Here is a 26,306-nt window from a genome sequence, read left to right as displayed (position 1 = left end):
ATAGTGTAATCTATGGGAAAGCTAATCATCATCTCCGCCCCCTCGGGTACGGGGAAGAGTACGCTCATCAACCGTCTGCTCGCTGAGCACCCCGAGCTGCATCTCGGCTTCTCCGTCTCGGCTACGAGCCGCCCACCCCGTGGGCAGGAGCAGCATGGTGTGGAGTATTACTTCTTCTCTCCCGAGGAGTTTAAGGCCGGCATCGAGCGTGGTGACTTCCTCGAGCACGAAGAGGTCTACCCCGGACGCTACTACGGTACGCTTCGCTCCGAGGTCGACCGCCGTATCGCTGCGGGTGACCGTGTGATCTTCGACGTCGACTGCGTCGGCGGGCTGAATATCAAGAAGGGATATGGGCACGAAGCCCTGAGCATCTTCATTGAGCCGCCCTCGATCGAGGAGCTCCGTCGTCGTCTCGTCGGGCGCTCTACGGATAGCCCCGAGGTCATCGAGGAGCGTGTGGCGAAGGCCGCTCACGAGCTGACGTATGCGCCGCTCTTCGACCGTGTGCTGACCAACGATGATTTGGAGCGCTGCTACGGGGAGTTCTACTCGATCGTGAGTGCCTTCCTCAGCGAAGACTAAGGCTCAGAGCTCGAGCGTACAGATCGCACCATAGGGACTTTGGTGGCTGAAGGCTTCCTCGAGGGGATACCAGCCAGCCCAGAGCCCAGCAGACAGGAGGACTCCTCCGTGTGTGAAGACTAAGACTTCGCATGCGGAGGAGTCCTCTTTTTGTGCGAGTTCATTGCGTAGCTCTTCGATAAAGTTTGCTACGCGTGCTGTCTGCTCGGTGAAGGACTCCCCGCCCGTGGGTGCCACGTGGAGGTAGTCGTCGTACCAGAGCTGGAGGCGTGGGTCGGTGATCTCGTCGAAGCGCTGCAGCTCCCACTCCCCGAAGTTCAGCTCTAAGAGCCGTGCGTCGAGGATGGGTGCTTTGTAGCCCAGCGCCTCACAGAGGTGCCGACAGCGGGAGAGGGGACTGCTATAGATGCGGGTAGGTGTGCGCCCTTCGAGCCGCTCAGTGAGCCGTGCTCTGACGTCCTCGGCCTCCTCGGCGAAGGACGCTGCCAGCGGGATATCACTCTGCCCATAGCAGACACCGCGTGCGATGTCGGGGCGGGTGTGGCGGATGAAGTGCAGGCGCATGGTAGTAGGTCGGATCGTGGCTTAGATGCCTAAGCCGAGGCGGTAGAGGATGGCGAAGCCCGTGAGCGTCGCCAGCTCTGAGAGGAGGCATAGCGCTCCGCAGGTGTCACCCGTGTAGCCGTTGATACGCTTACGCAGGTAGGCGATGAGCCCACCGCCGACGAGGATGGGGAGGAAGATGGAGAGCGGTACGAAGTGCGTCAGTTCACTCCCTCCGATGGGTGTGGCCTCGATAGGGCGCAGTGCCCACCACTGTGCCGTGAGGAAGATCGCCAGCGCTGCGTAGATCGCCAAGGGGCGTGCCTTGCGATAGGTGACCCCGATCTTACTATCCTCTTCGCGACGAGCGTAGGGGAGGAACTGCACCTGCAGGAGCGAGGTGACCTTCCCCGTGATGTCTGAGGCGAAGAGCACGGCAGGGAGCCAGCCTGCGGGGAGTGACGTGCCCAGCGTCCAGTAGGTGAGGTAGTAGAGGAGGAGCCCGAGGACGGCATAGCTGCCCACGTGGCTATCCTTCATGATCGTGAGGATCTGACTGCGCTCCCGTCCCCCGCCGAAGCCGTCGAAGAAGTCTCCGAGGCCGTCTTCGTGGAAGGCGCCCGTCAGGAGTAGGCGCGTGCCGAGGGCTAAGGCCAGCGCTGCTCCCACCGAGGGTAGTACGAGTGCGTAGAGGTAGAAGCTCCCCGCCAGAGTCGTCGCCGTCACCAGTCCCGCCACGGGCCACCAGCTGAGGGCATCCTCATAGTCGGCCTTGGTAAGCTCTCGCAGGCGCCAGAAGGGGAGGCGTGTGAAGAGGCTGAGGGCAGCGATGAGCGCTCCGAGATGGCTTCGCTTCGTATCCGAATTATTCATACCAGACGCTACCGGGCTGATCGGTGAGGGTGAAGCGGATCTCGCCGCCCTGCATCACGTCGTCGTAGGTGATGTAGGACTTGCGGAGCTCACGCCCGTTGATAGTGACGCGCTTGATGTAGCGCTTCTTCTCGCTCAGCTCGGGAGCAGAGAGGCGGAGCGTACGGCCGTTGGGAAGGCTGATGGTACTCTCGCGGAAGAGGGGCGTGACGAGTTCGTAGCGCCCGCTCAAGGGATCGACGGGGTAGAAGCCGAGCGAGGCGAAGACGTACCAGGCGGACATCTGACCGCAGTCTTCATTGCCACAGAGGCCAGCGGGCTTATCGGTGTAGAGCTGCTTGAGCACGCGGTGCGTGAGGTCCGTGGTCTTCCAAGGCTGGCGGGCAGCATTGTAGAGGAAGATGACGTGGTGCCCAGGCTCGTTGCCGTGAGCATACTGGCCGATCATCCCCGTAGAGAAGATGGGTAGCTCGATGTGGCTGGGGGTCTCGGAAGAGAAGAATTCGTCGAGGCGCTCACCGAGCTTACCCTGCATGAGCTTCGTCAGCCCATCGATATCGTGCTGTACGCTGAAGAGGTAGTGGTAAGCATTGCTCTCGGTAAAGGGCTTGGTGTAGGCAAAGGGATCGAAGACGCTATCCAGCTCGCCATTGCTCTTGCGGGGGCGGAAGAAGCCCGTCTTCTCGTCCCAGAGGTGGCGGTAGGAGCGGGCACGCTCGCGGTAGATCTTCTCCACTTCGTGGTCACCCATCCAGGCGGCATAGCGTGCGATAGCATCATCATCGTAGGCGTACTCAAGGGTCTTCGAGACGCTCTCGTCCTCACGGTCGCTCCCGATGTAGCCCTTCTTGCGGTAGTCGTCCAGCCCACGGTAGCCCTTGCGCTCAGCCGTCGTGCGAAGGAGGCGGAGGAGCTTCGCCTTGTCCTTGGGGACGTAGATCCCGCGTAGGACGGCCTCGACGATGACGGGTACGGAGTGGTAGCCGATCATCATATCGGTCTCGGAGGCGAACATATTCCACACGGGGAGGTGGCCCTCGTTCTGCTCGCCGAAGTCGATGAGTGACTGCACGAAGTCACGCTGGAGGTCGGGCTGAAGGATGGAGTAAAGTGGGTGGGCTGCACGGTAGGTGTCCCACAGTGAGAAGGTGCTGTAGGTGCCACCTGCACGCTGATGGATCTCACGGTCGGCGCCGAGGTAGCGGCCGTCGACGTCGCTATAGAGTGTGGGGCAGATCTGCGCGCGGTAGAGTGCCGTGTAGAAGGTCGTCTGCAGACTATCGGGTGTATCCGCTGAGAGACGGATCTGTGCAAGACGCTTGTCCCAGCGGGTGGTAGCTGCCTGGTGGTAGCGGTTGAAGTCGGTATGGGGGGCTTCAGCCTGCAGGTTCTTCAGTGCGCCTGCTTCGCTTACTCCAGAGAGGGCAGTGCAGAGTGTGATGCTTTCGCCAGCGCGTACCTTATTGTAGTAGAGGCGGAGGATGACGCCATGGCCGACGGACTTACCTACTTGGCCCTTGCTGAGGATGTATGGGGTAGCTGTGCGCTCGATGCGGGCGGCAGGGCGAGAGAGCTTCGTGGTGAAGTAGACCTTCTGATTGCGAGCCCAGCCGTCGGAGTAGCGGAAGCCCGTGATCTGTGTGGGCGAGATGGCACGTGCGTCGCTATTGATGGTGCGGTCCCAGTTCATCGCCTTGTCCAGATTGAGGATGATGCAGACCGAGTCGGCATCCTTCTGGAAGGTGTAGCGCTGTACCCCCACGCGGTCGGTGGCGGTCAGCTCGACACGGATGTCATAGGGCTCGAGTGTCACGGCATAGTAGCCTGCCTTCGCCACCTCGGTAGCGTGCGAGAAGCGTGTGTGGATGCCGATAGGTGCTTGCTCCTCTTCCGTCTTACCTGCTGCAGGCTTGCGCGTGAGACGGTCATCCAGTGCAGGAAGGGTGACGGGGAGGAAGGAGATATCGTACAGGTCACCTGCTCCCGTGCCACTCAGGTGCGTGTGGCTGAAGCCTGCGATCGTGCTGTCGGGGTAGAAGTAGCCAGCGATATAGTCCCAGCCCGCCCGCCCATTGTCGGGGCTGAGCTGCACCATGCCGAAGGGGGCTGAGGCGCCAGGGTAGACATTGCCCACCCAGTCGGTACCGATGAGGGTATTCACGCGCTGCGAGAGGCGAGGATACTGAGGGCGCACGATCTGCTTGCGCTGTGCGGGTAGCCCAAGGGTCGTAAGAAGGCCGATGCCAAGGCCCAAGAGGGTACGTGATCGTCTTGTCATAGAGGAGGCTATAGCGATATAATATTGTGTAAAGATACGCATTTACCCACGGGTAATCGGTATGTGAAGGTGGGTTTCCCCCGCCTTATCCACTACTTATACACAGCGTGCGCCCCATCTCTCCACTACGGGGAGGGATGGGGCGCACGTATGGGGGTGGTCTTACTTCCCGATACGCTCGTAGACGCTCTCGAAGGGCACACGGATGCGGTCGCCCAAGGGGCGCTTCTCATCACGAATACCGCAGGAGACGATGAGCGAAGGCTCGACGGAGGAGGGTAGGCCCAGCGCCTTGCGCACACGGCAGGCATCGAAGCCCTCGACGGGGCAGGTGTCGTAGCCTGCCTCACTCATGGCGAGCATGAAGGTCTGTGCTACGAGGGCACAGCTCTTATGCAGGACGGTCTTCATATCGCCCTCGGTACCCCGACGCATCATGGGGCGGAAGAGAGCGATGGCGTTCATCACCAGATGGCGTGCCCAGCCCCAGACCTTGCACCCACGGCTGTAGAGGAAGGGGACTACCTTGGTCATGTATTCACGCTGCATAGCTTCGTACTTTGCCCACTTCTCCTCGGGCTGGTGCTTGTGGATATCCTCCACGATGCGGGGGAAGAGGTGATCCACACGCTCACGCCAGCGGGAGGGGGTGATGGCGAAGACGACGACTTCCTTTGCCGTGCTGATGGTGCTCTGCCCGAGACAAGCCGGGGTGAGCGCAGCGATGACGGCAGGGTCGGTGATATGGTAGCAGCAGTAGAGCTGCATATTCGAGCTCGTCGGGGCGAGGGTCGCTTGGCGTAGGCATTCCTCGACGCGGGCGCTGTCCAGAGGCTTCTCTGGGTCGTAGTAGCGTATGGCGCGACGATGCTGGAGGGTTTCGTGAAGGCTCATTGAGGTGGCTCTATTGGGATATAGGATATACGTGAGGTTGTGCGCCCCATAGCGCAGGGGGATAAAGCGACACCGCTGATATCCTCAGAGTGGGATATCAGCGGTGCGTAAATCATTGGGATACCTCTTGATGTCCGCTCAGAGCGGTGCGAGATGGGGTATGGAGTAGCCTCGTAATCGAGGGCGGGATGATCGCCTTCGCTCGTGCGAGCACTGTCAGCGAAGGGAGGGAGACGGAGTCTCTACTACTGCTCTTCGGCCTGCTGGAGCTGCTTGACGTAGATGGCCTTCTCCATCTTCTTGCGTCGAGCTACAGAGGGCTTGATGTAGGCCTGACGGGCACGAAGTGCGCGCACAGCACCGGTCTTCTCAAACTTTCTCTTGAATCTTCTCAGAGCCTTCTCGATGTTTTCGCCCTCTTTTACTGGAACTACGATCATAATGTCTTACTTATCTATTTTGTTGTTATACTTTCTATTGCAGGGAGAGTGCTACATACACTCTAATCAGTGCGCAAAATTACTAATACTTTGGCGAATACACAAACTCCCGCTTCGTCTGCCTGCGCCTCCCGCACTAAAATCTCCTGCCCTGCACCTTGCTGAAGCACCTTCCTCCCGACTCTCTTCCAATCCTCCCCCACCTTCGGTCACTCCTCCGCGATCCTATGTGCCTAATAAATAGGGGGATTCTCCGCTTTTTATCTCGCTGGAGGGTACCTCCTCATAGAGGGTGCTTTTACTTCCTATATTGCTCCGCGAGTGAACCTATATAGGTCGCAGCACGAAGCAGTATAGGTTGGATCGCTGACCAATATAGGTTCACCCGACGACCAATATAGGTTTATATCGCCCCTCGTATAGTGCTTCGCGGAGCGAGGTGTGGAAGGAGGGGAAAAGTAAGCGCCCCAGCTGGTAGTTGGACTACCGGCTGGGGCGCTTCGTTGGGAGGGGGAGAAGGGCGGGCTACTTCTCGCGAATGAAGATGTTGATGGGCGTACCAGAGAAGTCCCAGTGCGCACGGATCTGATTCTCGAGGAAGCGACGATAAGGCTCCTTGACCCACTGGGGGAGGTTCGCGAAGAAGGCGAAGCTGGGCACCGCCGTGGGGAGCTGCATGACGTACTTGATCTTGATGTACTTGCCCTTGGTCGCAGGAGGAGGCGTGGCCTCGATGATGGGAAGCATAACTTCGTTGAGCTTCGAGGTGGGGATGCGCTTGCTGCGACGCTCGTAGACCTGCTGGACTTCCTCGAGGACCTTGAAGATACGCTGCTTCGTCAGGGCCGATATGAAGATGATGGGGAAGTCGGTGAAGGGAGCCAGACGCTCGCGGATAGCGTTCTCAAAGGTCTTGATGACAGCATTGCTCTTGTCCTCGACGAGGTCCCACTTATTCACGCAGACGATGAGCCCCTTGCTATTCTTCTGGATGAGCGAGAAGATGTTGAGGTCCTGGCTCTCGATACCGCGGGTGGCGTCGAGCATAAGGATACAGACGTCGGAGTTCTCGATAGCGCGGATGGAGCGAATGACCGAGTAGTACTCGAGATCTTCGTTGACCTTGCCACGCTTGCGGATACCAGCCGTATCGACGAGGTAGAAGTTCATACCGAACTTCGTGTAGTGCGTGTAGATCGAGTCGCGCGTGGTGCCTGCTACGTTGGTGACGATGTTGCGCTCCTCACCGATGAAGGCATTGACGAGCGAAGACTTACCCGCGTTGGGTCGGCCGACGATAGCGATACGTGGAGCATCGAGGGTCTCGTCGACGTATTCGCCTTCGGGGAGGTTCTTCGTGATGGCATCGAGGAGATCACCCGTACCGCTACCGCTGACAGCGGAGATAGGCATAGGATCACCGAGGCCGAAGCTGTAGAACTCAGCTGCCTCGTAGTGCTGGGCGAAGTTGTCCGCCTTGTTCGCCACGAGGAGGACGGGCTTCTTCGTGCGGCGGAGCTTGGCAGCGACCTCATCATCGAGGTCGGTGATGCCGCTCTCGACGTCGACGACGAAGAGGATGACATCGGCTTCCTCCATAGCGATCTCTACCTGCTTGTTGATCTCGCCTTCGAAGATATCTTCGCTACCTACTACCCAACCGCCGGTGTCGACGATGGAGAACTCGCGGTCGAGCCATGATACCTTGCCGTACTGGCGGTCACGGGTCGTACCTGCCTCTTCGCTGACGATGGCCCCACGGGTCTGCGTCAAGCGGTTGAAGAGGGTGGACTTCCCTACGTTGGGGCGCCCTACTATTGCTACTAAATGACTCATATCTGATGCTGTGATTGGTGGGTGAGGCTTACCGCTCTTAGTCGAGGCGGTAGCCGTAGGCGCGGAGGATCTTGTCGCGGTTGCGCCAGTCCTTCTCTACCTTGACAAAGAGCTCGAGGAAGATCTTCTTCTCGAAGAATCGCTCCATGTCGCGACGTGCCATCGTGCCGACCTTCTTGATGGCGACACCGCGGTGGCCGATGATGATGCCCTTCTGGCTGTCGCGCTCGACGACGATCAGGGCCTGGATGTGGATGCGCTCGTCCTCTTCCTTGAAGGATTCGACGACGACTTCGACGGAGTAGGGGATCTCCTTCTTATAGTAGAGGAGGACCTTCTCACGGATGATCTCGGTGACGAAGAAGCGTGCGGGGCGGTCGGTCAGTGCATCCTTCTCGAAGTAGGGAGGAGAGGGGGGGATGAGGCTCTCGATGCGCTTCTTCAGAGGCTGGACATTGAAGTTGTTGAGCGCAGAGATGGGGATGATCTCCGCCTGAGGAAGCTCCTTGTGCCAGCGCTCCACGAGCTCGACGAGCTTGTCCTGGGTCGTGAGGTCTACCTTATTAATAAGGAGGAGTACGGGGCACTTGACCCCACGGACGCGCTCAAGGAAGAACTCATTCTTATCGGCCGTCTCGACCGTGTCGGTGACGTAGAGTAGGACGTCAGCATCACCGAGAGCCGACTCGGAGAACTCGAGCATGCTCTCCTGGAGCTTGTAGTTCGGGCGCAGTACTCCAGGGGTATCACTGTAGACGATCTGCAGCTCGGGAGTATTGACGATGCCCATGATGCGGTGACGCGTCGTCTGGGCCTTGGAGGTGATGATCGATACGCGCTCGCCGACCAGGAGGTTCATCAGGGTGGACTTCCCTACGTTGGGGTTGCCCACGATATTGACGAAGCCTGATCGGTGCGTGACTTCTTGCTTATCTTCCATCGTCCGGAGTATGGAGGGGTAGGAATGAAAGACCTTGCCCGTCCTCTCCCAGCGAAGGGAAGAGTGGCAGGCAAGGTCTATCGTATGGGGAGATTAGTTCTTGGGATCGTAAGCCCACTTGACGTAGACTGCACCCCAGGTGAAGCCTGCGCCGAAGGACGTGAGGATGAGGTTGTCACCCTTCTTGAGCTGCTTCTCGAACTCCCAGATGCAGAGGGGGATCGTAGCTGAGCTGGTGTTGCCTCGGTACTCGATGTTGATCATCACGCGGTCCAGAGGTACCTGCATCTCACGCGCTACAGCGTCGATGATGCGGAGGTTAGCCTGATGGGGGACTACCCAAGCGATGTCGTCATAGCTGAGCCCGTTGCGCTCCATGATGGTGCGGCAGCTGGAGGACATGCCCTTGACAGCCTGCTTGAAGACGGCTGCACCCTCCTGATAGACGTAGTGCTCACGGCGATCAACCGTCTCGTGGGAGGCTGGGCTGGCCGATCCACCGGACTTCATGATGAGGTTGGTGCGACCCGTACCATCCGTGCGGAAGTAAGAGTCGAGTACACCTTCGTTCTCCTCAGTAGGCTCGAGGAGTACGCAAGCAGCGCCGTCGCCGAAGAGAGGGCACGTAGCGCGGTCGGTGTAGTCGGTGATGGCGGTCATCTTCTCAGTGGCAAGCACGATGATGCGCTTGTAGCGGCCTGAGCGGATGTAGTTAGCTCCAGCTTCGAGAGCGTAGATGAAGCTGGGGCAGGCAGCCTGCATGTCGAAGGTAAAGGCATTGATACAGCCCGTCTCGAAGGCTACGATAGATGCCGTCGTGGGGAAGTGGTAGTCAGCCGTATTCGTAGCCACGATGATCCCGTCGATGGTGGCGGGGTCGATGTTGTTGCGGGAGAAGAGATCCTTGACGGCTTCAATGCCGAGGAAGGAAGCACCCTTCGTGGGGTCCTTGAGGATACGACGCTCGCGGATCCCGACACGGGTCATGATCCACTCGTTGTTGGTGTCGACCATCTTCTCGAGGTCGGCATTGGTTATCTTATCTTCAGGGAGATACCCTCCGACAGCCGTGATAGCTGCATTGATGATACTCATAGGTAGTTGGATATACTGATGTAGATTAAATTCAATCGCCTTAGTTTGTCGGTCACGAAGTTACAAAAAAAGCCCCAAAGGGGATACCTTGGGGCTTTTCTTTGAGTTGGCTAAGCGGGGCTATTAAGCCTGCTCGATGGCGAGCTTACCGCGGTAGTAACCGCACTCACCACATACCGTGTGGTAGATGTGCCATGCACCGCAGTTAGCGCACTTTGCGAGCGTAGGCATAGCTGCCTTATCATGAGTACGGCGCTTAGCGGTACGGGTCTTGGACTGTCTTCTTTTAGGATGTGCCATAAATCTTATTTTGTTTTAATTACTAATCTCGCTTGAGAGCCTTGAGTGCAGCCCAGCGCTCGTCGATCCCCTCATCATCGAGGGTGGGTGCGGGGCCTTCGGCTTCGTCGCGCACTTCATCGGTAGAGACGCGCGCATAGGCCGACATCATCTCCTCGTTGCACTCGCCCTCGAGATGCATTCGCTGTAGGGGAAGGCTCAGGATGATATCCTCATAGAGGACCCACTCCAAGTCGAGCACCCCATCTTGCTCAGAGACGACGAGGATCTCGTCCTTCTCCTCAAGGGCTTCACTGCCGAACTTGACTATAAGCTCGCGCTCGGACTCTACATCTATATCTACTGGGTCAAGGCAGCGATCACAGTCGATCACTACATAGCCCTCATAGTAGAGGTCCAAGCTAAAGACGTCTCCCGTACGGCGCAGACGTAGGTCGACATCGACCTCACCGCCGTGTACGCTACCCTCCGATAGGCGCTCGAAGTAGCTGTCCTCGAGGAGCCAGGTGTACTCGTGATCGCCCTCCGGGAGACTCCGTAGATTGATCTTGTACTGGTCGGTATGCATGGGTGACTCTTAAACTATGCGTAAAAATCTGCGCAAAGATACACAAAAGCCCCCATTCCCACAATTAAAAAGTGAGCAATGTTTGCCAGCTCTTGAGAGGAGCAGGCTATGCGGGGGCGGTGACTAAGGGAGGAGGCCGCGGGAGCGCCCGTCGGCGATGGTCTCGCGAAGCCCTTCCTCAAGGTTCTTGCTTGGGGTGAAGCCCAGAGCGAAGAGTGGTGAGGGATCACAGCGCCAGTTGCGCTGTGCGAGGATCGGGTACTTGTCCCGATTGAGTGGCGTCGTCTGCCCCGTGATAGCTGCTCGGAGCGAGCCGAAGAGGCAGGTGAGGCGCACCAGTGGTAGGGGGATACGTATATGGAATACGTGCTTGCGACCCAGTAGACGCTGAGCCAGATGACCGAACTCTCGGTCGGTATAGGTGTCGCCGTCGGCTACGATATAGCGCTGGCCTCGGGCACGCTCATCGCGTAGTACAAAGAGGGCAGCACGGGCAACATCCCCGCCATAGACGAAGGTCAGGTACTGCTTGCGCAGGCCGGACATCGCATTGATGCCACGGGCGATGCTCTGTAGTGCGATGAGATAATCCTTGTCCCCAGGGCCATAGACGCCTGTAGGGAGTAGGATCGTGAAGGGAAGACCCGACTGCTCGGTGTAGTGCTCTGCAAGGCATTTGCTACGGCCGTAGCGGGTGTTGGGCTTCTGAGGGAGCTCGGCATGTAGGGCTTCGTCGGGGCCAGCTACGTTGCCGTAGCTACTGAGGCTACTCATCAGGACGAAGCGCTTGGGGGGCTCCGAGAGACGGCTGAGTGCGTGGAGCAGTCGGCGCGTATGCTCGGCATTGACCTCTGTGAACTCCTCCAGGCGGGCGGTCTTCGTGATGCCCGCATTGTGGATGACGTAGTCCCACTGGGGGCCGCCTTCCTCTAAGGGACGGACCGAGTCGAGAGCGTCGAAGAGCTGTTCCTCATCATAGTAGTCGACTTCAAGCAGCTTGACCCCTTGCTTCTCAAGGCGGGTCTTGTCACTGTCCTTACGTACAGCGGCCCATACCTCGTAGCCCGCTTCGAGGGCTTGGCGGACGAGATGGCTGCCGATGAAGCCAGAGGCTCCGGTGATGAGTAGACGCTCCATGGTAATCGTATCGGTCGTGTGGGCTTAGAATATGGAGAAGTGCACGTAGCGCTTGGGGTTCTCCTGTAGGTCACGCATGAGACGGTCTGCACTGCCTACGAGGCTGTCGAGGCGGTTGTAGAGTGAAGGGTCGTTGAGGAGAAGCCCTGCGGTATTGTCCTTAGCACGAAGCTGCTGGGATACCATCTGAAGCTGAGCCGTCGTCTCCTGAAGGCTGAGCATCAGCGAGTCAAGGCGCATCGAGGAGAGCTGCCCGGAGAAGTTCGCAAGGTTGGAGCTCATGCTCCCGACGTTGTCGAGGACGGGGCCAAGGCTGCGGCTCGTGCGGTTCAGCCCAGCCATCATGCCGTGCAGCTGCTGTGTAGAGGCACTCAGCCCGTAGAGCATGCTGTCGATGCTCTTGTCGTTGAGCAGGGCGTTCAGGCGCTCCAGCGTGTTGGTGATCGTGGGCATCATCCCTGCGATAGCGGGGAGGATCTTCTCAGAGACGGAGGATAGGAGTCCGTCGCCTGCGTCTTGGCTGGCGATGGTGTCCCCCTCGCTGAGGTAGGTCTGGCTCTGGGGATTGATGACGAGCACAAGCTCAGCGCTCCCGAGAGGATTCGACTTGATCTTCAGCTGACTCCCTACGGGGATGCGCATATCGTCATCGAGCGCCAGCTCGAGCGTAGCGCCATAGCCACGGCTGTAGTCGAAGGCTACCGAGCGCACGTTGCCCACCTTGAAACCGCTGGCTTCGACAGGAGCTGCGGCAGAGATGCCGCTGAGGTTGTCGAAGTGGGCGTAATAGATCGAGGTCTTCTTAAAGACTTCGATGCCCTTGAGGAAGTTGACCCCGATGTAGCCGAGGGCAACAGCGACGATGGCCAGCAGGCCGATCTGTACCTCTTTCTTTATCTTCATATGTATCTTATTTCTATATCTGCTCTGGTGATGGGGGCGGGTGCTTAGAGGCGTGTCTTGCCTCGGTAGCGTGCGATGTAGGCATCGCGGTAAGTGTGGGGGAGGGCACGGAGCTGCTTCTGTGCTTCGGCCTTCGAGCTCGTGGGAGCAAGCAGATAGATGTACGCGCGCCCGACCTTCACTCGCTCTACTGCGGTAGGGAGCTTGCGGAAGCGCGCATCCTTCGTGTCGATCTTATCGGGGCTGGAGAGGAACTGGACGCGGTACGTGATCTCCGAGTCGGAGCTCTTCGCTTCACTCTCCTTCTTGGTCTTCTCCTTGTCCTTACTCCGTTCACGACTCTTGTTCATCGCACGCTCGACCTCTGCGCGGGGACTGGTGTCCTTGTCTGCGGTAGGCTCTTCGGCGGTCTCGTCGCTGGCCGTAGCGGTCTCTTCCTTCTTCGTCTCGGTGCTGTCGGCCTCCTTGCTGTCCTGGGTCTTCGTGCTCTTGCCACGATAGCCGCGGTAGTAGGAGCTGAAGCCCGCAGCGATGGCCGAGGCGAGTGACTGCTGGCCTGCTGCGCTGAGCATGAAGGAAGCTTCGTTGGCATTCGAGAGGAAGCCGATTTCGGTGAGGATGCTGGGCATAGCCGACTGGCTCAGTACCCAGAGGATGTCTTGACGTACGCCACGGCTGTAGCGTCCAGCGGAGCGGTATTGGCGCTGGATCTTGTTTGCCAGCTCAATGCTCTTATTGAAGTAAGCATCTTGCATGAGGTCAAACATGATATAGCTCTCCGTCGATGTTGGGTCGAAGCCCTTGTAAGTCGTCTTATAGTTGCTCTCGAGGAGCATCGCCTTGTTCTCGCGCATCGCCACGCTGAGGTTGTTGGCGAACTTCGCTATCCCCAGCACATAGGTCTCTGTGCCGTGGACGTCCTTCGAAGGTGCGCTGTTGACGTGGATGCTGAGCATGAGGGAGGCTTTCTGCTTATTCGCAAAGTCAGCACGAGCCTGTAGACCGACGAAGACGTCGGTACTACGCGTGTAGAGTACACGTACCTCGGGGTGTGCTGCGCGGATCTTACTGCCGACGAGCTTAGCCACCGCGAGGGTGATATCCTTCTCCTTGCCACCATTCCCTACGGTACCAGAGTCCTTCCCCCCGTGACCGGCATCGATGACGACAGTGAAGAGGCGCTGGGCTTGCATCCCGAGGGGAGCAAGAGTGAGACAGAGGAGGAGCGTAAGTATCGAGGCGCGGATGTAGCGTGTAGCGTGGATCTCAGCGAGCGGCATATGCTTGGGAGGAGCCGTATAGGCTCTACGAACAATGATTTATTTAATAACGCAAAGATACAACGCTTTTGTAAAAGGGGGCTTGTATCCTCGCGAGATAATACGGAGACCCCTCCCTCACGCCAGTTGCAGTCGTGAGGGAGGGGCCTTCTTCGTTGTGGACACTCAGAGTGCGCTCTACTATTATATAGCGAGGATGTAGCGCAGGATGAGGAGTGTCGAGACGATGTAGAGGGTGATGGAGACCTGGCGCCACTGGCCGCTGAGGAGCTTGACCAGCGTGTAGGAGATGAGCCCGAGGGCCATCCCTTCAGCGATGTTGTAGGTCAGCACCATCGTCAGTACGGTGATGAAGCTGGGCAGTGCCTCGGAGATATCCATGAGGTCGATATCCTGGATAGAGCTCAGCATCAGCACACCTACCAGCACGAGAGCACCTGTCGTCGCAGCGGAGGGGATGAGTAGGAAGAGAGGTGAGAGGAAGAGTGCGAGGATGAAGAGCACAGCTGTAGACAGTGCGGTCATACCCGTGCGGCCGCCCTCGGCGATACCCGCACCACTCTCTACGAAGGTCGTCACGGTCGACGTACCGCAGACGGCACCGAAGGAGGTGGCCAAAGCGTCAGCCATCATCGCTTGCTTGATATTCTTTACGTTGCCTTCACTGTCCATCATCTCAGTCTTAGCGGCAGCACCGATGAGTGTACCCACGGTGTTGAAGATATCCATGAAGACCAGAGCGAAGATCGTGAGCGCCATATCCATGTTGAGCAGTGCCTTGAAGTCGAACTGCAGGAACGTAGGTGCCAGCGAGCGGGGTAGAGAGACGGGGATGAAGCTATCGGGGATCTGTGTCACGCCGAGAGGGATACCGATGATCGTGCAGAGGACGATGCTGTAGAAAAGTGCACCGCGTACACGAAGCGTCATCAGGACACCGCTGAGGATGATCCCGATGACGGCGAGGATCGCTGTAGGGGTGAAGGGGCCGAGGGCTACGAAGGTAGCTTCGTTGGCCACGATGACCCCAGCATTCTTCAGCCCGATGAAGGCGATGAAGAAGCCGATACCTGCCGAGATAGCGAAGCGGAGGTTCTTCGGGATACAGCGTACGATCTGCTCGCGGATGTTGAAGGCGGTGAGCAGGATGAAGATGACCCCTTCGATGAAGACGGCTGCGAGACCAGCCTGCCAGCTGTAGCCCATACCCATGACGAGGGTGAAGGCGAAGAAGGCATTGATGCCCATGCTGGGAGCCTGGGCGAAGGGTAGCTTAGCTAAGAAGGCGATGAGGAGCGTGCCGACGGCCGATGCCAGGGCCGTAGCGGTGAAGACGGCGCCCTTGTCCATGCCTGTAGTGCTGAGGATGTCGGGGTTGACCGCGAGGATATAGCTCATCGTGAGGAAGGTCGTCAGGCCTGCCAGAAGCTCGGCGCGGAGCTTGTACTTCGTGGGGTCAAAGCCCACGAGACGATAGAGTGCTTGCATTAGAGTGTGCGGGGGCTTAGAAGGTCCACTTGATGGCCAGCGTGGGGTTCACGACGGTCTTGTCCAGTACAGCGAAGTTGCTGCTGATCTCCCATTCGGTACCGATGCTGAGGTTGAACTTGGGGTTGATGCCCTCGAACTTATTCAGGTTCACCCACAGCTGCGGCTCGGTGATGAAGATGATATTGTTCTTGCCCGTGACGAGATGACGGTCGCCCCAGAGGTCCGCGAAGCCCAGGAAGGAGAGCTTACCACCTGCCATGTGCAGGTACCACGTGCTCGTCAGCTGGAAGGAGTGGGGTCTATCCTGACGTGCCAGATACTTATACATCGGCGTGAAGGTGAAGCCCGCCTGATAGTCTGCTTGGTTCCACGCATAGGTCAGACCTGCGAGGTAGGCATTCTTATAGGAGAACTGGTTGCTCAGCCCGCCGTCGTACTCGATGTGCAGGGCCAGAGGGAGCTTCCCGAGGCTGAACTCACGAGAGATCTCCCAGTAGGCCGAGGTGATGCCCTCGCGCTGATAGTTCATATCGACGAAGAAGAAGGTATTCCCCCAGCTGTCGGGGCGGAAGAGCTCCACGGTCGTGGTGAGCTTGGGGCGATCGGGCTGGTCCTTGCTATAGAGCTGGCGCCCGAAGTCGTAGTGGAGCTGAATGTTTTGTGCTTGTGCTCCGAGGGTCGTCAGGAAGAGTACAAGCGCGATACGATAAAGCTGTCGCATGGATGGATTATTGTGAGAGTTAAGTTAGTGCTTCGTAGTAGGCTCCTCGCGGTCCTCCTTGCGCTCAGGCAGTAGGAGATTCAGCAGGACGGCGATGACAGCCGAGAGACCGATACCCGAGAGGGAGAAGTTGCCGAAGGAGAGTGCGGCACCCCCGATACCCGTAGTGAGGGTGACGGAGATGATGACCACGTTGCGCGACGAGGCGAGGTTCACACGGCTATGCAGGAGGCTCGAGATCCCTGCGCCAGCGATCGTGCCGAAGAGCAGGAGCATGATCCCACCGAGGATAGCCTGGTCGATGCTACGTAGGAGGGCGCTGACCTTCCCGATGAGGGAGAAGAGCACGCCCGTGACGGCTGCGATACGGAAGACCAGCGGATCGGTGACCTTCGTCAGCGACATGGCGCCCGTGACCTCAGAGTAAGTTGTCACAGGAGGCCCCCCGACGAGTGAGGCGAAGAGGCAGGCGATACCGTCGCCGAGCATCGTGCGGTGCAGGCCGGGGTCCTTGACGAAGTTCTTCCCTGCCACGTTATTCACCACATACACGTCACCGATATGCTCGATGACGGGGGCGATGGCCACGGGGATCATAAAGAGGATGGGGGCAAAGGAGAAGTTCTCGGGGAGCGTGATCTTAGGGAGGCTCAGCCAAGAGGCCTCGGCGATGGGCCTTAGATCGACCTCGAAGAAGATGAGGTCAGCGATATAGCCCACGACGATACCGAGGAAGATGGGGATGAGCTTCGTGATCCCTCGGCCGTAGAGCGTGACGATGATCGCCGTAGCGAGCGAGATGACCGCCAGAGGCCAGTTCGTCGCCGCCATCTTCACGGCGGAGTCCGAGAGGGAGAGCCCGATGAGCATGATGATAGGGCCGATGACGACCGGAGGGAAGAGGCGGGAGATGAAGCGCAGGCCGAAGAGCCGGATCAGGAGCGACATCACGAAGTACACGGCACTCACTCCGATACAGCCGAAGAGCGCGCCGCTGAGTCCGTAGAGCTCTGTGGCTTTGATGATCGGTGCGATGAAGGCGAAGCTACTGCCGAGGAAGATAGGTACCTTGCCCTTGGTCACGAGGTGGAAGAGGAGGGTGCCGATACCAGCCGAGAAGAGGGCGGTCGACGGGTCGAGCCCGACGAGGATAGGTACGAGGACTGTGGCTCCGAAGGCAACGAATAGGTACTGGGCGCCAGCGATCCCCTTACGCAGGGGGCTGAGCGGGGTGGTGTCAGAGGTCATGATTTTCTCAAGGAGGGAAGTGTGATTACGCTCACAAAAGTAGCTAATCTCTTCGCTATATAGAGCTCCCCAATCATCTATCAGGCAAACTCCCTCCATAGACCCTCAGGATACGCCTATATGCTCTCCCTTAAGTACCTCGTCATTTGCTCCACTTTGGGGAGGAGTGAGGTATGTAAATGGGAGGTGTATTATCTTCTTATTCGTGAGTGGATTACGCGGATGTAAATCCCCTCCCTATACCGGCCCATATATTTAGAGTGCTAAGGTATCGCCTGCCCAGCTCCACGATATACCTCTCCGAAGAGATACACAAGCCCTTCGCCTTATCGCAAGTATTCCTCTTATCCAGCGGAGGAAAAAGTGCCCTTCTCGTGAAGGAAAAAGCGCCTTCACGTAGTGGTTTACCTCTGTCTACGTACGTAGTCTTAAAGACTATGCACGCAAATCCAAGTATCCACGTACGTAGCTATTAGAGCCACGTACGTAGCCCAAACTTATCTACCACTCGTCCGCAACTTTTATCCCTACGCGGGGCAACAACCTAATATTGGTTGACTCGTCGACCTATATAGGTTGCAATCCCTCCCCCGTAGAGGTCCGTGTAGCTTCGTCTGGGATAAGGGGGCTTCGTGAATATGAAAGGCCCGCACGAAGATGCCGAGGAGCATGCTTCGTGCGGGCTTGGTATGTCGAGCCTTGCGGGTGCGGTTAGTTGTCGAGCGTGATGCGCAGGGACAGACCGTAGCTGCTGGTGGAGATGGGGAAGGAGTAGGCGCTGACGAGTGGCACATTGCGACTGTACTCGTAGTACGCCTCGAGACCGAGCTGTCGGCTCAGCTCATATTCGGCACTGAGGCGCAGGCGTCGGTCGATGATCCCCGAGGTTGCTTGGGTATAGCCCTCTTCGAGACGGCGCAGGAGGGTGAGTGTGCGGCGGTATGCATATTCGCCTCGGAGGGTGAGCCCGTGTGCGGAGGTCGTCGCAGGCTCCTTGCTCGCACGGCGCTTCTTACGGCGGGCGGTGGTGGGGCTGATGAGGCTCGTGAGGTCGTCGATCTTGTAGGTGAGGCCAAGGCTTAGCTCACGTGAGAGGGCTTCGATGAGGCTACGCGCCCCGAGGTGCAGGACGGCACCACGGCTTTGGCGCCACTGCGCACTCGTCCCGAGACCATTGAGCCACGTCAGGTCAAGCCCGATGAGGGGGAAGAAGTTCTCCTGTAGTGCTACCGACGGGATGTCATAGGCGTAGCTAAGGCGTGCGCCGCTCATCGCTCCTCCTCCGCCCGCAGTTGTCTCACTCAGGAGGCCGATGGCATCGGGATCGCTTCCCTGCCAGCCTGCCAGCGACGAGAAGCCCCCGACGGTGTACGTGGCACGGTAGGTGTGGCGTAGGGTCACGCTACGGAAGTGACGCTTGAGGAAGGGCAGCTCGGAGAGCCCCGTGTAGCTCACCGACCAGTTCGGGAGCATGCCGAGGAGGTCGGGTAGGGCGCTCAGCCCCTTGCGCCCCTTCCCTGAGCCGTGCATATAGGCTGCGCGGAAGGCGGGGATAAGGACGGCAGAAGCATTGCGGTCGATGGTGAGCCCTGTGGCGAGGCTCCCTGCCTCCTCCTGCCTGCGAGCGATGGGCTCTCTTAGGCGGAGCATCTCGGCGAAGGTCTCGGAGAGGTAGCCCTCCTCGGAGCGGAGAGGGGCGAAGAAGCCCTTGAGGCCGATGGTCGTCATCGTGAAGTCCCCGCCGTAGAGTCGGGGGCTACCAGCATACATATATTGTACCTCGGTGCGGTCGGTACGGGTGTGATTGCCCGAGAGCGTGATGGTGAGGTGGCGTAGGGGCTGGAGCGTAGCACGTAGGTCCACCGTGCGGGTGTGGGTGAAGACCCCTGGAGTGAGGTGCTCGGTCGAGATGAGGAGGTCGCCCCGCTGGGCAAGGCGATCGATGAAGTCCACATCACTAAGCCCGAAGGCAAAGCCCACACCAGGGGAGAGTGCACCGCCCGAAGAGCCTTGTCCCCCGATAGCTCGGATGGTGGGGAGGAAGCCGGGGAGGAGCGTACTGCGTGTGGAGCGGTAGGTCAGCGATACGTCCTTCACCATGAGGAGGGCGTAGAGGAGGCGGTCAATGAGCTCGTTCCCGTCACTCACGCCCTTCGCCTTCTTCCCGCGCCCTTCGCTGGTGGTCATACCAGCTGTGCCGAAGCGGTGCTCCAGCCGAGCGAGTGCGGGGATATGCTGATAGAGCTGGCGGAGCTGGAGCTGCGTAGTGGACTCGAGTGCACCCTGTGCCATGAGGGTATGCGCCAGGCGGATGGTCGGGTCGGGGAGTACCGCCCCACGGTCCCACGAATAGGCGCTGCTATAAGAGAGCTGTGAGCGGATGAAGGAGAGCGGCGCAATGTCGGCGGTGGGGAGCTGATAGCTGAGACTTGCCTGCTGAGCGTAGTGGACGGGCGTACCTCCCTCGCGGATACTCTGCCCGACGGAGTCACGCCACGCACGCCACGCATCGGGCTGGAGCTGGCGATTGACCTGCACGTGGGGCTCTTCGATACGTGCGTCGGTACCGGAGTTGAAGGCCAGCTGGAGCGAACGGATGGGATTCCAGTTGAGCTGCAGACGGCGATTCCAGATGAACTGCTGGGCGAAGGTCGCAGGGAGACGCGTGCCACTCAGCTCATCGCCGAGGCTACGGAGCTGCTCCTCATCGTAGCGTCGCACCATCGAGGTCTCGAGGATGAGACGGCTAGGCCACGGGGTGAAGGTGTACCGGCGGAGGAAGTCCGCCCACGGGCTGGCGCCCGAAGCCTTAGCAAAGGGCCGTAGCGGGCGGAAGGTAGGCGTATAGTCGTAGCGCAGGGCTGCGTGCCAGTCGAGGTGACGGCTGTACTCGATGTCGGGGGTCTCTTCGGAGGAGGTGTTGTGTCCGTAGCTGAAGGAGAGGTTCGCAGGGTCGTAGGGCATAGGCTCCTCGGAGCGGATGCCGACGGCGACCTTCGAGAGGGCGAGGCCTTGGCTACGGCGGTGCGTGAGGCTGCGAGCACGAAGTTCCTTGCGCTCGCGCTCCGTAGAGAGGTCGCTGAGGGCATCGGTGAGCTTCACGTCTTCATCGAGCGGATTGTACTGCGGTGTCAGCACTTCGTCGCTCACCGTGTAGTAGATGGGGAGGGTCACCTTCGCCTCGGGAGGAAGGAGCTGGCCGAGCTCGAGCGTGGAGGCGAACTGGATAGCACGACGGCTCTCGAGCGTGCGGCTCATCAGCGGGGCGTCGATAGCACCGAAGCCTGCCGAGACGTATTGGGCTCTTAGGCTGGCTTCGCCCAGCTCCGCCAGCTGGAGTGTGCTGTGTAGCTGTCCTGCCCAGCCTGCTTCCTCGTGGTAATCGCTGGCGCGAAGCTCATTGACCCACACCTCGACACTGCGCGTGAGGCCCGCGCTATTGCGCACGCCGATGACCAGCGCCCGCACGCTGGAGAGGGAGGGATTGCCGAGGACGGTGAGCGTATGGGTGGGGTGCTTGGCGTCGGGCCGTGAGAAAGGGCGGTAGAGTGAGGCGCCACCGAGCCCTGCGGAGAGTGAAGCATTACGGCTTCGCTTGAGGGTGACGAGGTCTTCTAAACTTAGGTCGATGCTATTCTCCTCGGGCCATACACGACGGCGGTCGCTGGGGCTGAGACTGCTGTAGCGTCCTGCGGGAGTGAGTGTGAGCGGTAGGCTGTACTCGTAGTAGTGCTGGGTGTAGTCCGAGCCGAGGCGCACGAAGAGCGTCATATCCCCATCGCCCAGCCCTGTGAGGTCGCCGAGGAGCGCCTCGGCATGGGCGAAGAGCCGCAGACGGCGGTAGCGACGAAGGTCGTACTGCACACGGCGGTAGACGCCACGGCTCTCGCCTGCGGGGAGATCCTCGAGGCGTAGGGAGAGGGCTTGCTCATTCTGCTGGAGGCTCTGCCCGCGCTGGGCGTCGAGCGAGCGAGATACGCCTGGGGGGAGCGTGTAGCTGACAGGAGTGCGGTCGGAGTGCTCCTCGATGTTGACCGACGTGACGGAGAAGCGGGTGGAGGCACTGGGTGCGGGCTGTCCCTCATCAAGGCTCCCCTCATAGGTGCGCCAGTCACCTCGTACCAAGCGTAGCGAGGCAAAGCGTAGCTGGGTCTCACGATCAAAGCCCGTGAGGTAGAGTCGCATGAAGCGCACGCTCCTCAGATCGCTGATGCCACCGATACGACTGGCAAAGGCAGAGAGGGGGACTTTGAACTGATACCACGTGACGGGAGAAGTCCTCCCATCACGGAGCTGGGCCTCAACTCTGCGGCTGCTGGTGATGAACCCACGCCCCGCGACGAGATCCTCGGGGCGTAGTGAGATCTTCCACTCATAGTAGCGGTTGAGCTCATTCATACTGTAGTCGCCGTTGACATCCTCGGTGTCAGGGCTCACGGTAGCGGCGGTGCTGTAGCCATCGCCCCCAAGGCGCTCCGACGAGTTGCCCTCCGTGCCGTTGAAGTACTTATAGCGCTCGAGGATCGGCAGGCGCTCGGAGTCATAGTCTGCCCCGCGGTAGTGGTGGAAGTCATCGCCTGCAGGGTCGTGGAGTGGGCTCTGTGGGTCGTCTTGCCAGCGCTGGAGGGTCGTGCTGGAGAGGCGGGAGCGTAGGGCGCTGAGGAAGGAGGCGTAGCTCGGATGCTGGCGCTCTTCGGCGGACGATAGGCCATTCAGCCCGACGTCCTGCTTCTCTCTCGCTCCAGCAGCATTGTCGAAGGCATAGCCTGCACTCGGGCGTGTCGGCACGATCCCCCAAGGTGTGGAGATCGTAGCCCCTGGCTGAGGCGTCAGCGGCAGGCTACTCTCGTAGAAGCGGCGCTCGTCATGCAGGATGTCCTCCGAGATATCTCCGAGGTTGATGTACAGGTCGCCACCGCTCCCAGCCGGAGGTGTGCCTTCGTCGGCATAAGGATCCATAAGCCAGAACTCCACGTACTCGACGTTCGCTGCCTCGAAGTCCGTCTGGTCGATCTTGCGCATGATGCCCGCCCAGCTTCCACGGGCATCGCTGATCTTCCCGTCAGCGGTGAGGCTCGCAGCATTGAGGTTGTACGGGCCAAGCTCTTCGGGGTAGAAGCTGAGCGAGAAGGTGGGGATGTAGCTCGGTAGGCTGGCATTCACCTCACGATTCGGGTAAAGCTCAGCCGTCGGGATATCGCGCACCAGATGTCGGCTCACGAGGCTGAGGTCGCTGCGTATATAGGCGGGGGTGTAGGCACTGCGCTCACGGGTGAAGAGCGGGTCGATGGTGAACCACGCAAGTCGTGCTCTACGCTCTCCGTAGCGCAGGTAGTCACTCGCGCCTATTCCCGCTGGGACGAGCGTCGTGGGTGTGGAGGACAAGCGCCAGGCCTGTGGGCTCATCAGGTCGATGGCGGTATGTGCTGCGTCGAAGTCATCGAGGTAACTACTACCGTCGCTGTACTTACTCTTGTAGTGCCCTGGGAGGAGCTGCGCCACCTCTGCCGAGAGGGAGAAGGAGGCGGGCTGTGTGAGGTCGACGAAGGGGAGGTGATTCAGTAGGCGTGTGAGCTGGGACGACTTCGTCTGGTAGAAGAGATTGGCGCCCCACATCGTATTGCGCATACTCTCTTGCCCGAGTGCCGCCTTCGCCGTCAGAGGCATCTCCGAGAGGTGCATCAGGGTGGCGCCGAGGCGGAGGTCTTTAGAGAAGCGGTAGTTGAGGTCGAGGCCGATGAGGGTCTTGCGCTGCTGGCTGAGGGCATCACCGCCTTGGAGGCTCACCTCGATGGGTGTCTTGGCGTCGATGAGCTGGCGGTTGAGGATCTTCACGCGCCCTGCAGTGTAGTCGACGGTGTAGTCCGTGCCTTCGGTGAGGAGCACGCCCGCAGCCGTCACGCGCACCGAGCCTGGGGCGACGTTCACCGTGCCAAGGGAGATCTCTCCTGCAGAGGTGGCTCGGTATTCGCCCCGTAGATAGTACTTGTTCTTCTCCGAGCGCTGGGCGGCCTCGACGGCGGTCATCGTGTAGAGCTCGGGGAAGGCATAGCGGTCGCTCCAGCTGCCCGTGCCGAGAGCCGTCGTGAGTGTCGAGCCGAAAGGCTCTATCGTGGGGAAGAAGACCAGCCCTTCGCTGGAGCGTATGGTATAGCCCTCCACGAAGTCGAAGCGCCCGTCACTGCGTGCCTCCTGCTGGGCGTCGAGGCGGTCCAGCCCGAGGACGCTGAGGAGCTGCTTGCCCTTCAGCGGGCCATCAGTTAGGTAGGGTAGGGCACGCCCCGTAGCGTCATCGCGGTAGACGACGTCGAGCTGAAAGCCTGCACGCTGCAGTGCGGTGATGCCTGCGCCAAGGCGGTAGGCATTGCGCATCATCAGCGGCCACGTCGGAGCCTTTGGCGAGAAGTCCGTGCCCTTGAGGAGCTTGACGAAGAGGAGGGAGGAGGTGCCTTCGGGTTGGTCGGCTGCGAATTCCCCCACGCGGTAGACCTTCCCCTCGTAGGTGAACTCATAGGCTACGGCGAGCGCCTCGTCGGCGGCGAGTGGTGTCGTGAGGCTGAGGTAGCCGAGGGTGTTGTGTAGGGTGTATTCGCTCGGGGCAAGGCGTCGTGCGCTCTCGATGCGCTCGTAGTCGAGGGCGGTGCGTAGGGCGGGTAGTCCCGAGCTGAGGGCGCTGAGCTGGCGAAGAGAGGGGGAAGCGGTGAGGGTGGCGTAGAGGCTATTCGCTCCGTTGGTGGGGACGGGGCTGGTGGGGCTGGTGAGCTGGATGAAGCTGTTGTGCAGGCGTTGGGGCTCACCGAGGTCAGCGAAGCCTGCGACGTCACGGGCATCGTCGAAGCGTCCACGGCGGTTCGTCACCCATACCTCGATACGGGTGATCTGTATCGAGGAGCGCACGTAGGGTAGGCTCTTGAGCGCATCGTCATACCGAGTGCGGAAGAAGTCCCCGAGGAAGAAGTGGCGCAGGGCATCGTAGCTCGAGGCGGAGAGCTCGAAGCGCTCGGTCTGCTCGCCCCCACGGCTGGAGGCGCGACGGCTCTCAGTGCGCTGCTGGCTCAGGAGGAGGTCAGCCTCGAGACGCCCCATCTGGAGCTTGGTATGCAGGCCTAAGAGAGCTCCTCCACCACTGATGAGGCTATTGCGGGGGCTCATCGAGACGCTCCCCACCTCGATGAGCTTGATGATGTCGTCCTCCTCGCCCTCGAAGGCTAAGCGGAGCTTCTTCGTGTCGAAGTCAAAGGAGGAAGCGGTGTTGTAGTTCAGCCCCGTTTGGAACTTCGTCCCGAGCGAAGCCTGCACACCAGCCTGGATCTTCTCCTCGAAGTCGAAGTAGGTCTGCTTGCGCGCGCCCTGCGGTAGGGCGGGGTTGTCGGAGCGAACGGTCTTCCCCCCTGCCGAGAGGTCGGCGTGCCCCTGCAGCTTGAGACGCAGGCCGCCAGGGCCGAAGATGCGGTCGATGACCCCACGGCGTACGGGCTTGCTTGTCCGCTGGGCGCTGCTGCGTGTGGGGGCGTTGAGGCTGTCCCAGTGGAGCCCTTGACCACGGAGGCTCTGGTAGCGGAGGTATTCGGCGAAGGTATAGGGGAGGGGCGTGCCGAAGGGCTTGCCGTCGAGGAAGGTCGTTAGCAGGTAGCACTCACTCTTCGGCTCATAGACGAAGCGTGTCTCAAGAAGAGGCGCAGCGAAGGCTGGCATCGCCCCTCGCGGAGAGATGCTGTCAGCTGTGGTGGGGAGTATGGGGAGTTGGGCGGCGAGGACAAGGGGGGCGGCCGTGCCGAGAAGGAGGCTTCCCAGCAGGCGTCGGATGTGCCTTGTTACCCGCCACGTACACACGTGCCTTAGAGGAGCTTGAGGCTCTGCTTGATGAGTCCCTCGACGCTGATGGTCGGGTCAGAGGCGATGAGCTCGCGCACGACCTTCTGTGCGGAGGCTTCGGGATAGCCCAGCATCTTCAGGGCGCTGACGGCTTCCTGCGGGGTGGTGGTGTCCAGTGGCTGTACCTTCTTGCCACGGGAGGTCGTCGTGGGGATGGTCGTCGCGGGGCTGGCGTCTCCCTCGAGAGCGGGGAGCTTGCCACGCAGGTCGACGAGGATACGCTGTGCGGTCTTCAGGCCAATACCCTTGATCGCCTTGAGAGGCTCGATCTGCCCGAGCGTGATGATGCTCGTCAGCTCGTGCGGGGGGTAAGAGCTGAGGATGATGCGGGCGGTATTCGGTCCGACACCCGAGACGGTCATCAGATGGCGGAAGAGATCTTGCTCAGCCGCCGTGGCGAAGCCGTAGAGTAGATGAGCATCCTCGCGGATGATCTCGGTGATGAGGATCTTGCCCTCTTTCTGTCCAGAGAGGGCGGTATAGGTAGTCAAGGAGATGGCCACGGAGTAGCCCACGCCTGCGCACTCGACGAGGACGGCGGTGGGGGTGAGCTCCGTGTAGGCTCCGCGAAGGTAAGCTATCATCGGATATGGGATATTGTCTTGCTGTACTGTCGCTGGCAAAGTTAGGGAAAAGGCGCTATCTCCCCGCTAACCGCCTGTCGTCGGCAGCGCTCCCAGCCTTGCCGTGTAATTCCCAAGAGGGGCGTTCGACCGAGATGCTTGTGCTTTGATGCAGCTACCCCGTACCATCGGAGTGCAGCCGTTAGTGGAGAGAAGAAGGCGCCGTGTGTAGGGGGGGAGGGGTCAGTCAATATGAAGCTACTGAGCCAGCCTATATAGGTGGCTGAGCTGACCCATATAGGATGCTCTATGTGACCTATATTGCTTCGCTTCGTGACCTATATATAGGTTGTTGTTCTGCCTCGGGATAAAAGTTGTGGACGAGTGGTAGGAAAGCTTGGACTACGTACGTGGCTCTAATATCTACGTACGTGGATATTTGGACTGACGTACCTGGTCTTTAAGACTACGTACATAGATAGAGAAATCCCACTACGTGAATGCGCTTTTTTCTTCACGAGAAGGACGCTTTTCCCTTCGCAGAATAAGAGGAATACGCGTGATAAGGCGAAGGGCTTGTGTATCACTTTGGAGAGGTATGTCGGAGAGCTGAGCGCGCGATGCCTTAGCACAATAAGTAGAGGGTAGGACTCGAAGGCAACAGTCTCATATAGGTTTACTCGCCGACCTATATAGGTTCGTTTTTCCCCCTCCTATTCGCCCCATTCTATCAGCG

The 26,306-nt window shown here is 59.6% G+C and carries 19 protein-coding genes; 1 reads left to right on the top strand and 18 read right to left on the bottom strand.

What is annotated here, in order from left to right; all coding sequences use genetic code 11:
- Positions 1–12 precede the first annotated feature (12 nt).
- A complete protein-coding gene (gene gmk, locus HMPREF1121_RS07585) occupies positions 13–585 on the top strand; it encodes a guanylate kinase (RefSeq protein ID WP_044115669.1) in 573 nt (190 codons plus the stop codon).
- Positions 586–588: 3 nt separating this feature from the next.
- On the opposite strand, the gene cobC is transcribed toward gmk, so the two are convergent.
- From cobC to ruvA, 18 genes are all read right to left on the bottom strand, one after another.
- The gene (gene cobC / locus HMPREF1121_RS07580) at positions 589–1,149 is read right to left on the bottom strand and encodes an alpha-ribazole phosphatase family protein (RefSeq protein WP_044115668.1); all 561 of its coding nucleotides are present in this window, start codon (positions 1,147–1,149) and stop codon (positions 589–591) included.
- 21 nt (positions 1,150–1,170) lie between these two features.
- The gene (locus tag HMPREF1121_RS07575; protein ID WP_044115667.1) at positions 1,171–2,001 is read right to left on the bottom strand and encodes an adenosylcobinamide-GDP ribazoletransferase; all 831 of its coding nucleotides are present in this window, start codon (positions 1,999–2,001) and stop codon (positions 1,171–1,173) included.
- On the bottom strand, positions 1,994–4,279 hold the full coding sequence (locus tag HMPREF1121_RS07570; protein WP_232223769.1) for a GH92 family glycosyl hydrolase: 2,286 nt from the start codon (positions 4,277–4,279) through the stop codon (positions 1,994–1,996). The genes HMPREF1121_RS07575 and HMPREF1121_RS07570 overlap by 8 nt, the downstream gene beginning before the upstream one ends.
- A 162-nt stretch (positions 4,280–4,441) precedes the next feature.
- A complete protein-coding gene (locus HMPREF1121_RS07565; protein ID WP_044115666.1) occupies positions 4,442–5,173 on the bottom strand; it encodes a nitroreductase family protein in 732 nt (243 codons plus the stop codon).
- 245 nt (positions 5,174–5,418) lie between these two features.
- Entirely contained in the window at positions 5,419–5,613 is a 195-nt protein-coding gene (gene rpsU, locus HMPREF1121_RS07560; protein WP_009432718.1) for a 30S ribosomal protein S21, read from the bottom strand.
- Between the two features lie 525 nt (positions 5,614–6,138).
- On the bottom strand, positions 6,139–7,449 hold the full coding sequence (der, locus tag HMPREF1121_RS07555; protein ID WP_009432761.1) for a ribosome biogenesis GTPase Der: 1,311 nt from the start codon (positions 7,447–7,449) through the stop codon (positions 6,139–6,141).
- Between the two features lie 37 nt (positions 7,450–7,486).
- Positions 7,487–8,389, bottom strand: a complete 903-nt coding sequence (era, locus tag HMPREF1121_RS07550) for a GTPase Era (protein WP_044115665.1) — start codon at positions 8,387–8,389, stop codon at positions 7,487–7,489.
- Between the two features lie 93 nt (positions 8,390–8,482).
- Positions 8,483–9,484 carry a beta-ketoacyl-ACP synthase III gene (locus HMPREF1121_RS07545; protein WP_044115664.1) on the bottom strand — a complete coding sequence of 334 codons (1,002 nt, stop codon included), beginning with the start codon at positions 9,482–9,484 and terminating at the stop codon, positions 8,483–8,485.
- A gap of 123 nt (positions 9,485–9,607) precedes the next feature.
- A complete protein-coding gene (gene rpmF, locus HMPREF1121_RS07540; protein ID WP_009432677.1) occupies positions 9,608–9,784 on the bottom strand; it encodes a 50S ribosomal protein L32 in 177 nt (58 codons plus the stop codon).
- 22 nt (positions 9,785–9,806) lie between these two features.
- Positions 9,807–10,352: a YceD family protein gene (locus HMPREF1121_RS07535; protein WP_044115663.1), complete on the bottom strand. Its 546-nt coding sequence runs from the start codon at positions 10,350–10,352 to the stop codon at positions 9,807–9,809.
- Between the two features lie 123 nt (positions 10,353–10,475).
- On the bottom strand, positions 10,476–11,489 hold the full coding sequence (locus HMPREF1121_RS07530) for an NAD-dependent epimerase/dehydratase family protein (protein ID WP_044115662.1): 1,014 nt from the start codon (positions 11,487–11,489) through the stop codon (positions 10,476–10,478).
- 24 nt (positions 11,490–11,513) lie between these two features.
- Positions 11,514–12,392: an MlaD family protein gene (locus HMPREF1121_RS07525; RefSeq protein ID WP_044115661.1), complete on the bottom strand. Its 879-nt coding sequence runs from the start codon at positions 12,390–12,392 to the stop codon at positions 11,514–11,516.
- 44 nt (positions 12,393–12,436) lie between these two features.
- A complete protein-coding gene (locus HMPREF1121_RS07520) occupies positions 12,437–13,672 on the bottom strand; it encodes an N-acetylmuramoyl-L-alanine amidase (protein ID WP_044115660.1) in 1,236 nt (411 codons plus the stop codon).
- Positions 13,673–13,855: 183 nt separating this feature from the next.
- Positions 13,856–15,160, bottom strand: a complete 1,305-nt coding sequence (locus HMPREF1121_RS07515; RefSeq protein ID WP_044115659.1) for an NCS2 family permease — start codon at positions 15,158–15,160, stop codon at positions 13,856–13,858.
- Positions 15,161–15,176: 16 nt separating this feature from the next.
- A complete protein-coding gene (locus HMPREF1121_RS07510) occupies positions 15,177–15,884 on the bottom strand; it encodes a nucleoside-specific channel-forming Tsx family protein (protein ID WP_044115658.1) in 708 nt (235 codons plus the stop codon).
- A gap of 24 nt (positions 15,885–15,908) precedes the next feature.
- Positions 15,909–17,132, bottom strand: a complete 1,224-nt coding sequence (locus HMPREF1121_RS07505) for a uracil-xanthine permease family protein (protein ID WP_044115657.1) — start codon at positions 17,130–17,132, stop codon at positions 15,909–15,911.
- A gap of 711 nt (positions 17,133–17,843) precedes the next feature.
- Positions 17,844–24,827, bottom strand: coding sequence for a T9SS outer membrane translocon Sov/SprA (gene sprA, locus HMPREF1121_RS07500; protein ID WP_232223768.1), 6,984 nt, complete (start codon positions 24,825–24,827; stop codon positions 17,844–17,846).
- Between the two features lie 143 nt (positions 24,828–24,970).
- A complete protein-coding gene (ruvA, locus tag HMPREF1121_RS07495; protein ID WP_044115654.1) occupies positions 24,971–25,591 on the bottom strand; it encodes a Holliday junction branch migration protein RuvA in 621 nt (206 codons plus the stop codon).
- Between the last annotated feature and the right edge of the window lie 715 nt (positions 25,592–26,306).

The organism is Porphyromonas sp. KLE 1280, from assembly GCF_000700805.1.
GTDB lineage: Bacteria > Bacteroidota > Bacteroidia > Bacteroidales > Porphyromonadaceae > Porphyromonas > Porphyromonas pasteri.
The sequence above is the reverse complement of the archived record's forward strand: the minus strand, read 5'-3'. Positions and strand labels throughout refer to the sequence as shown.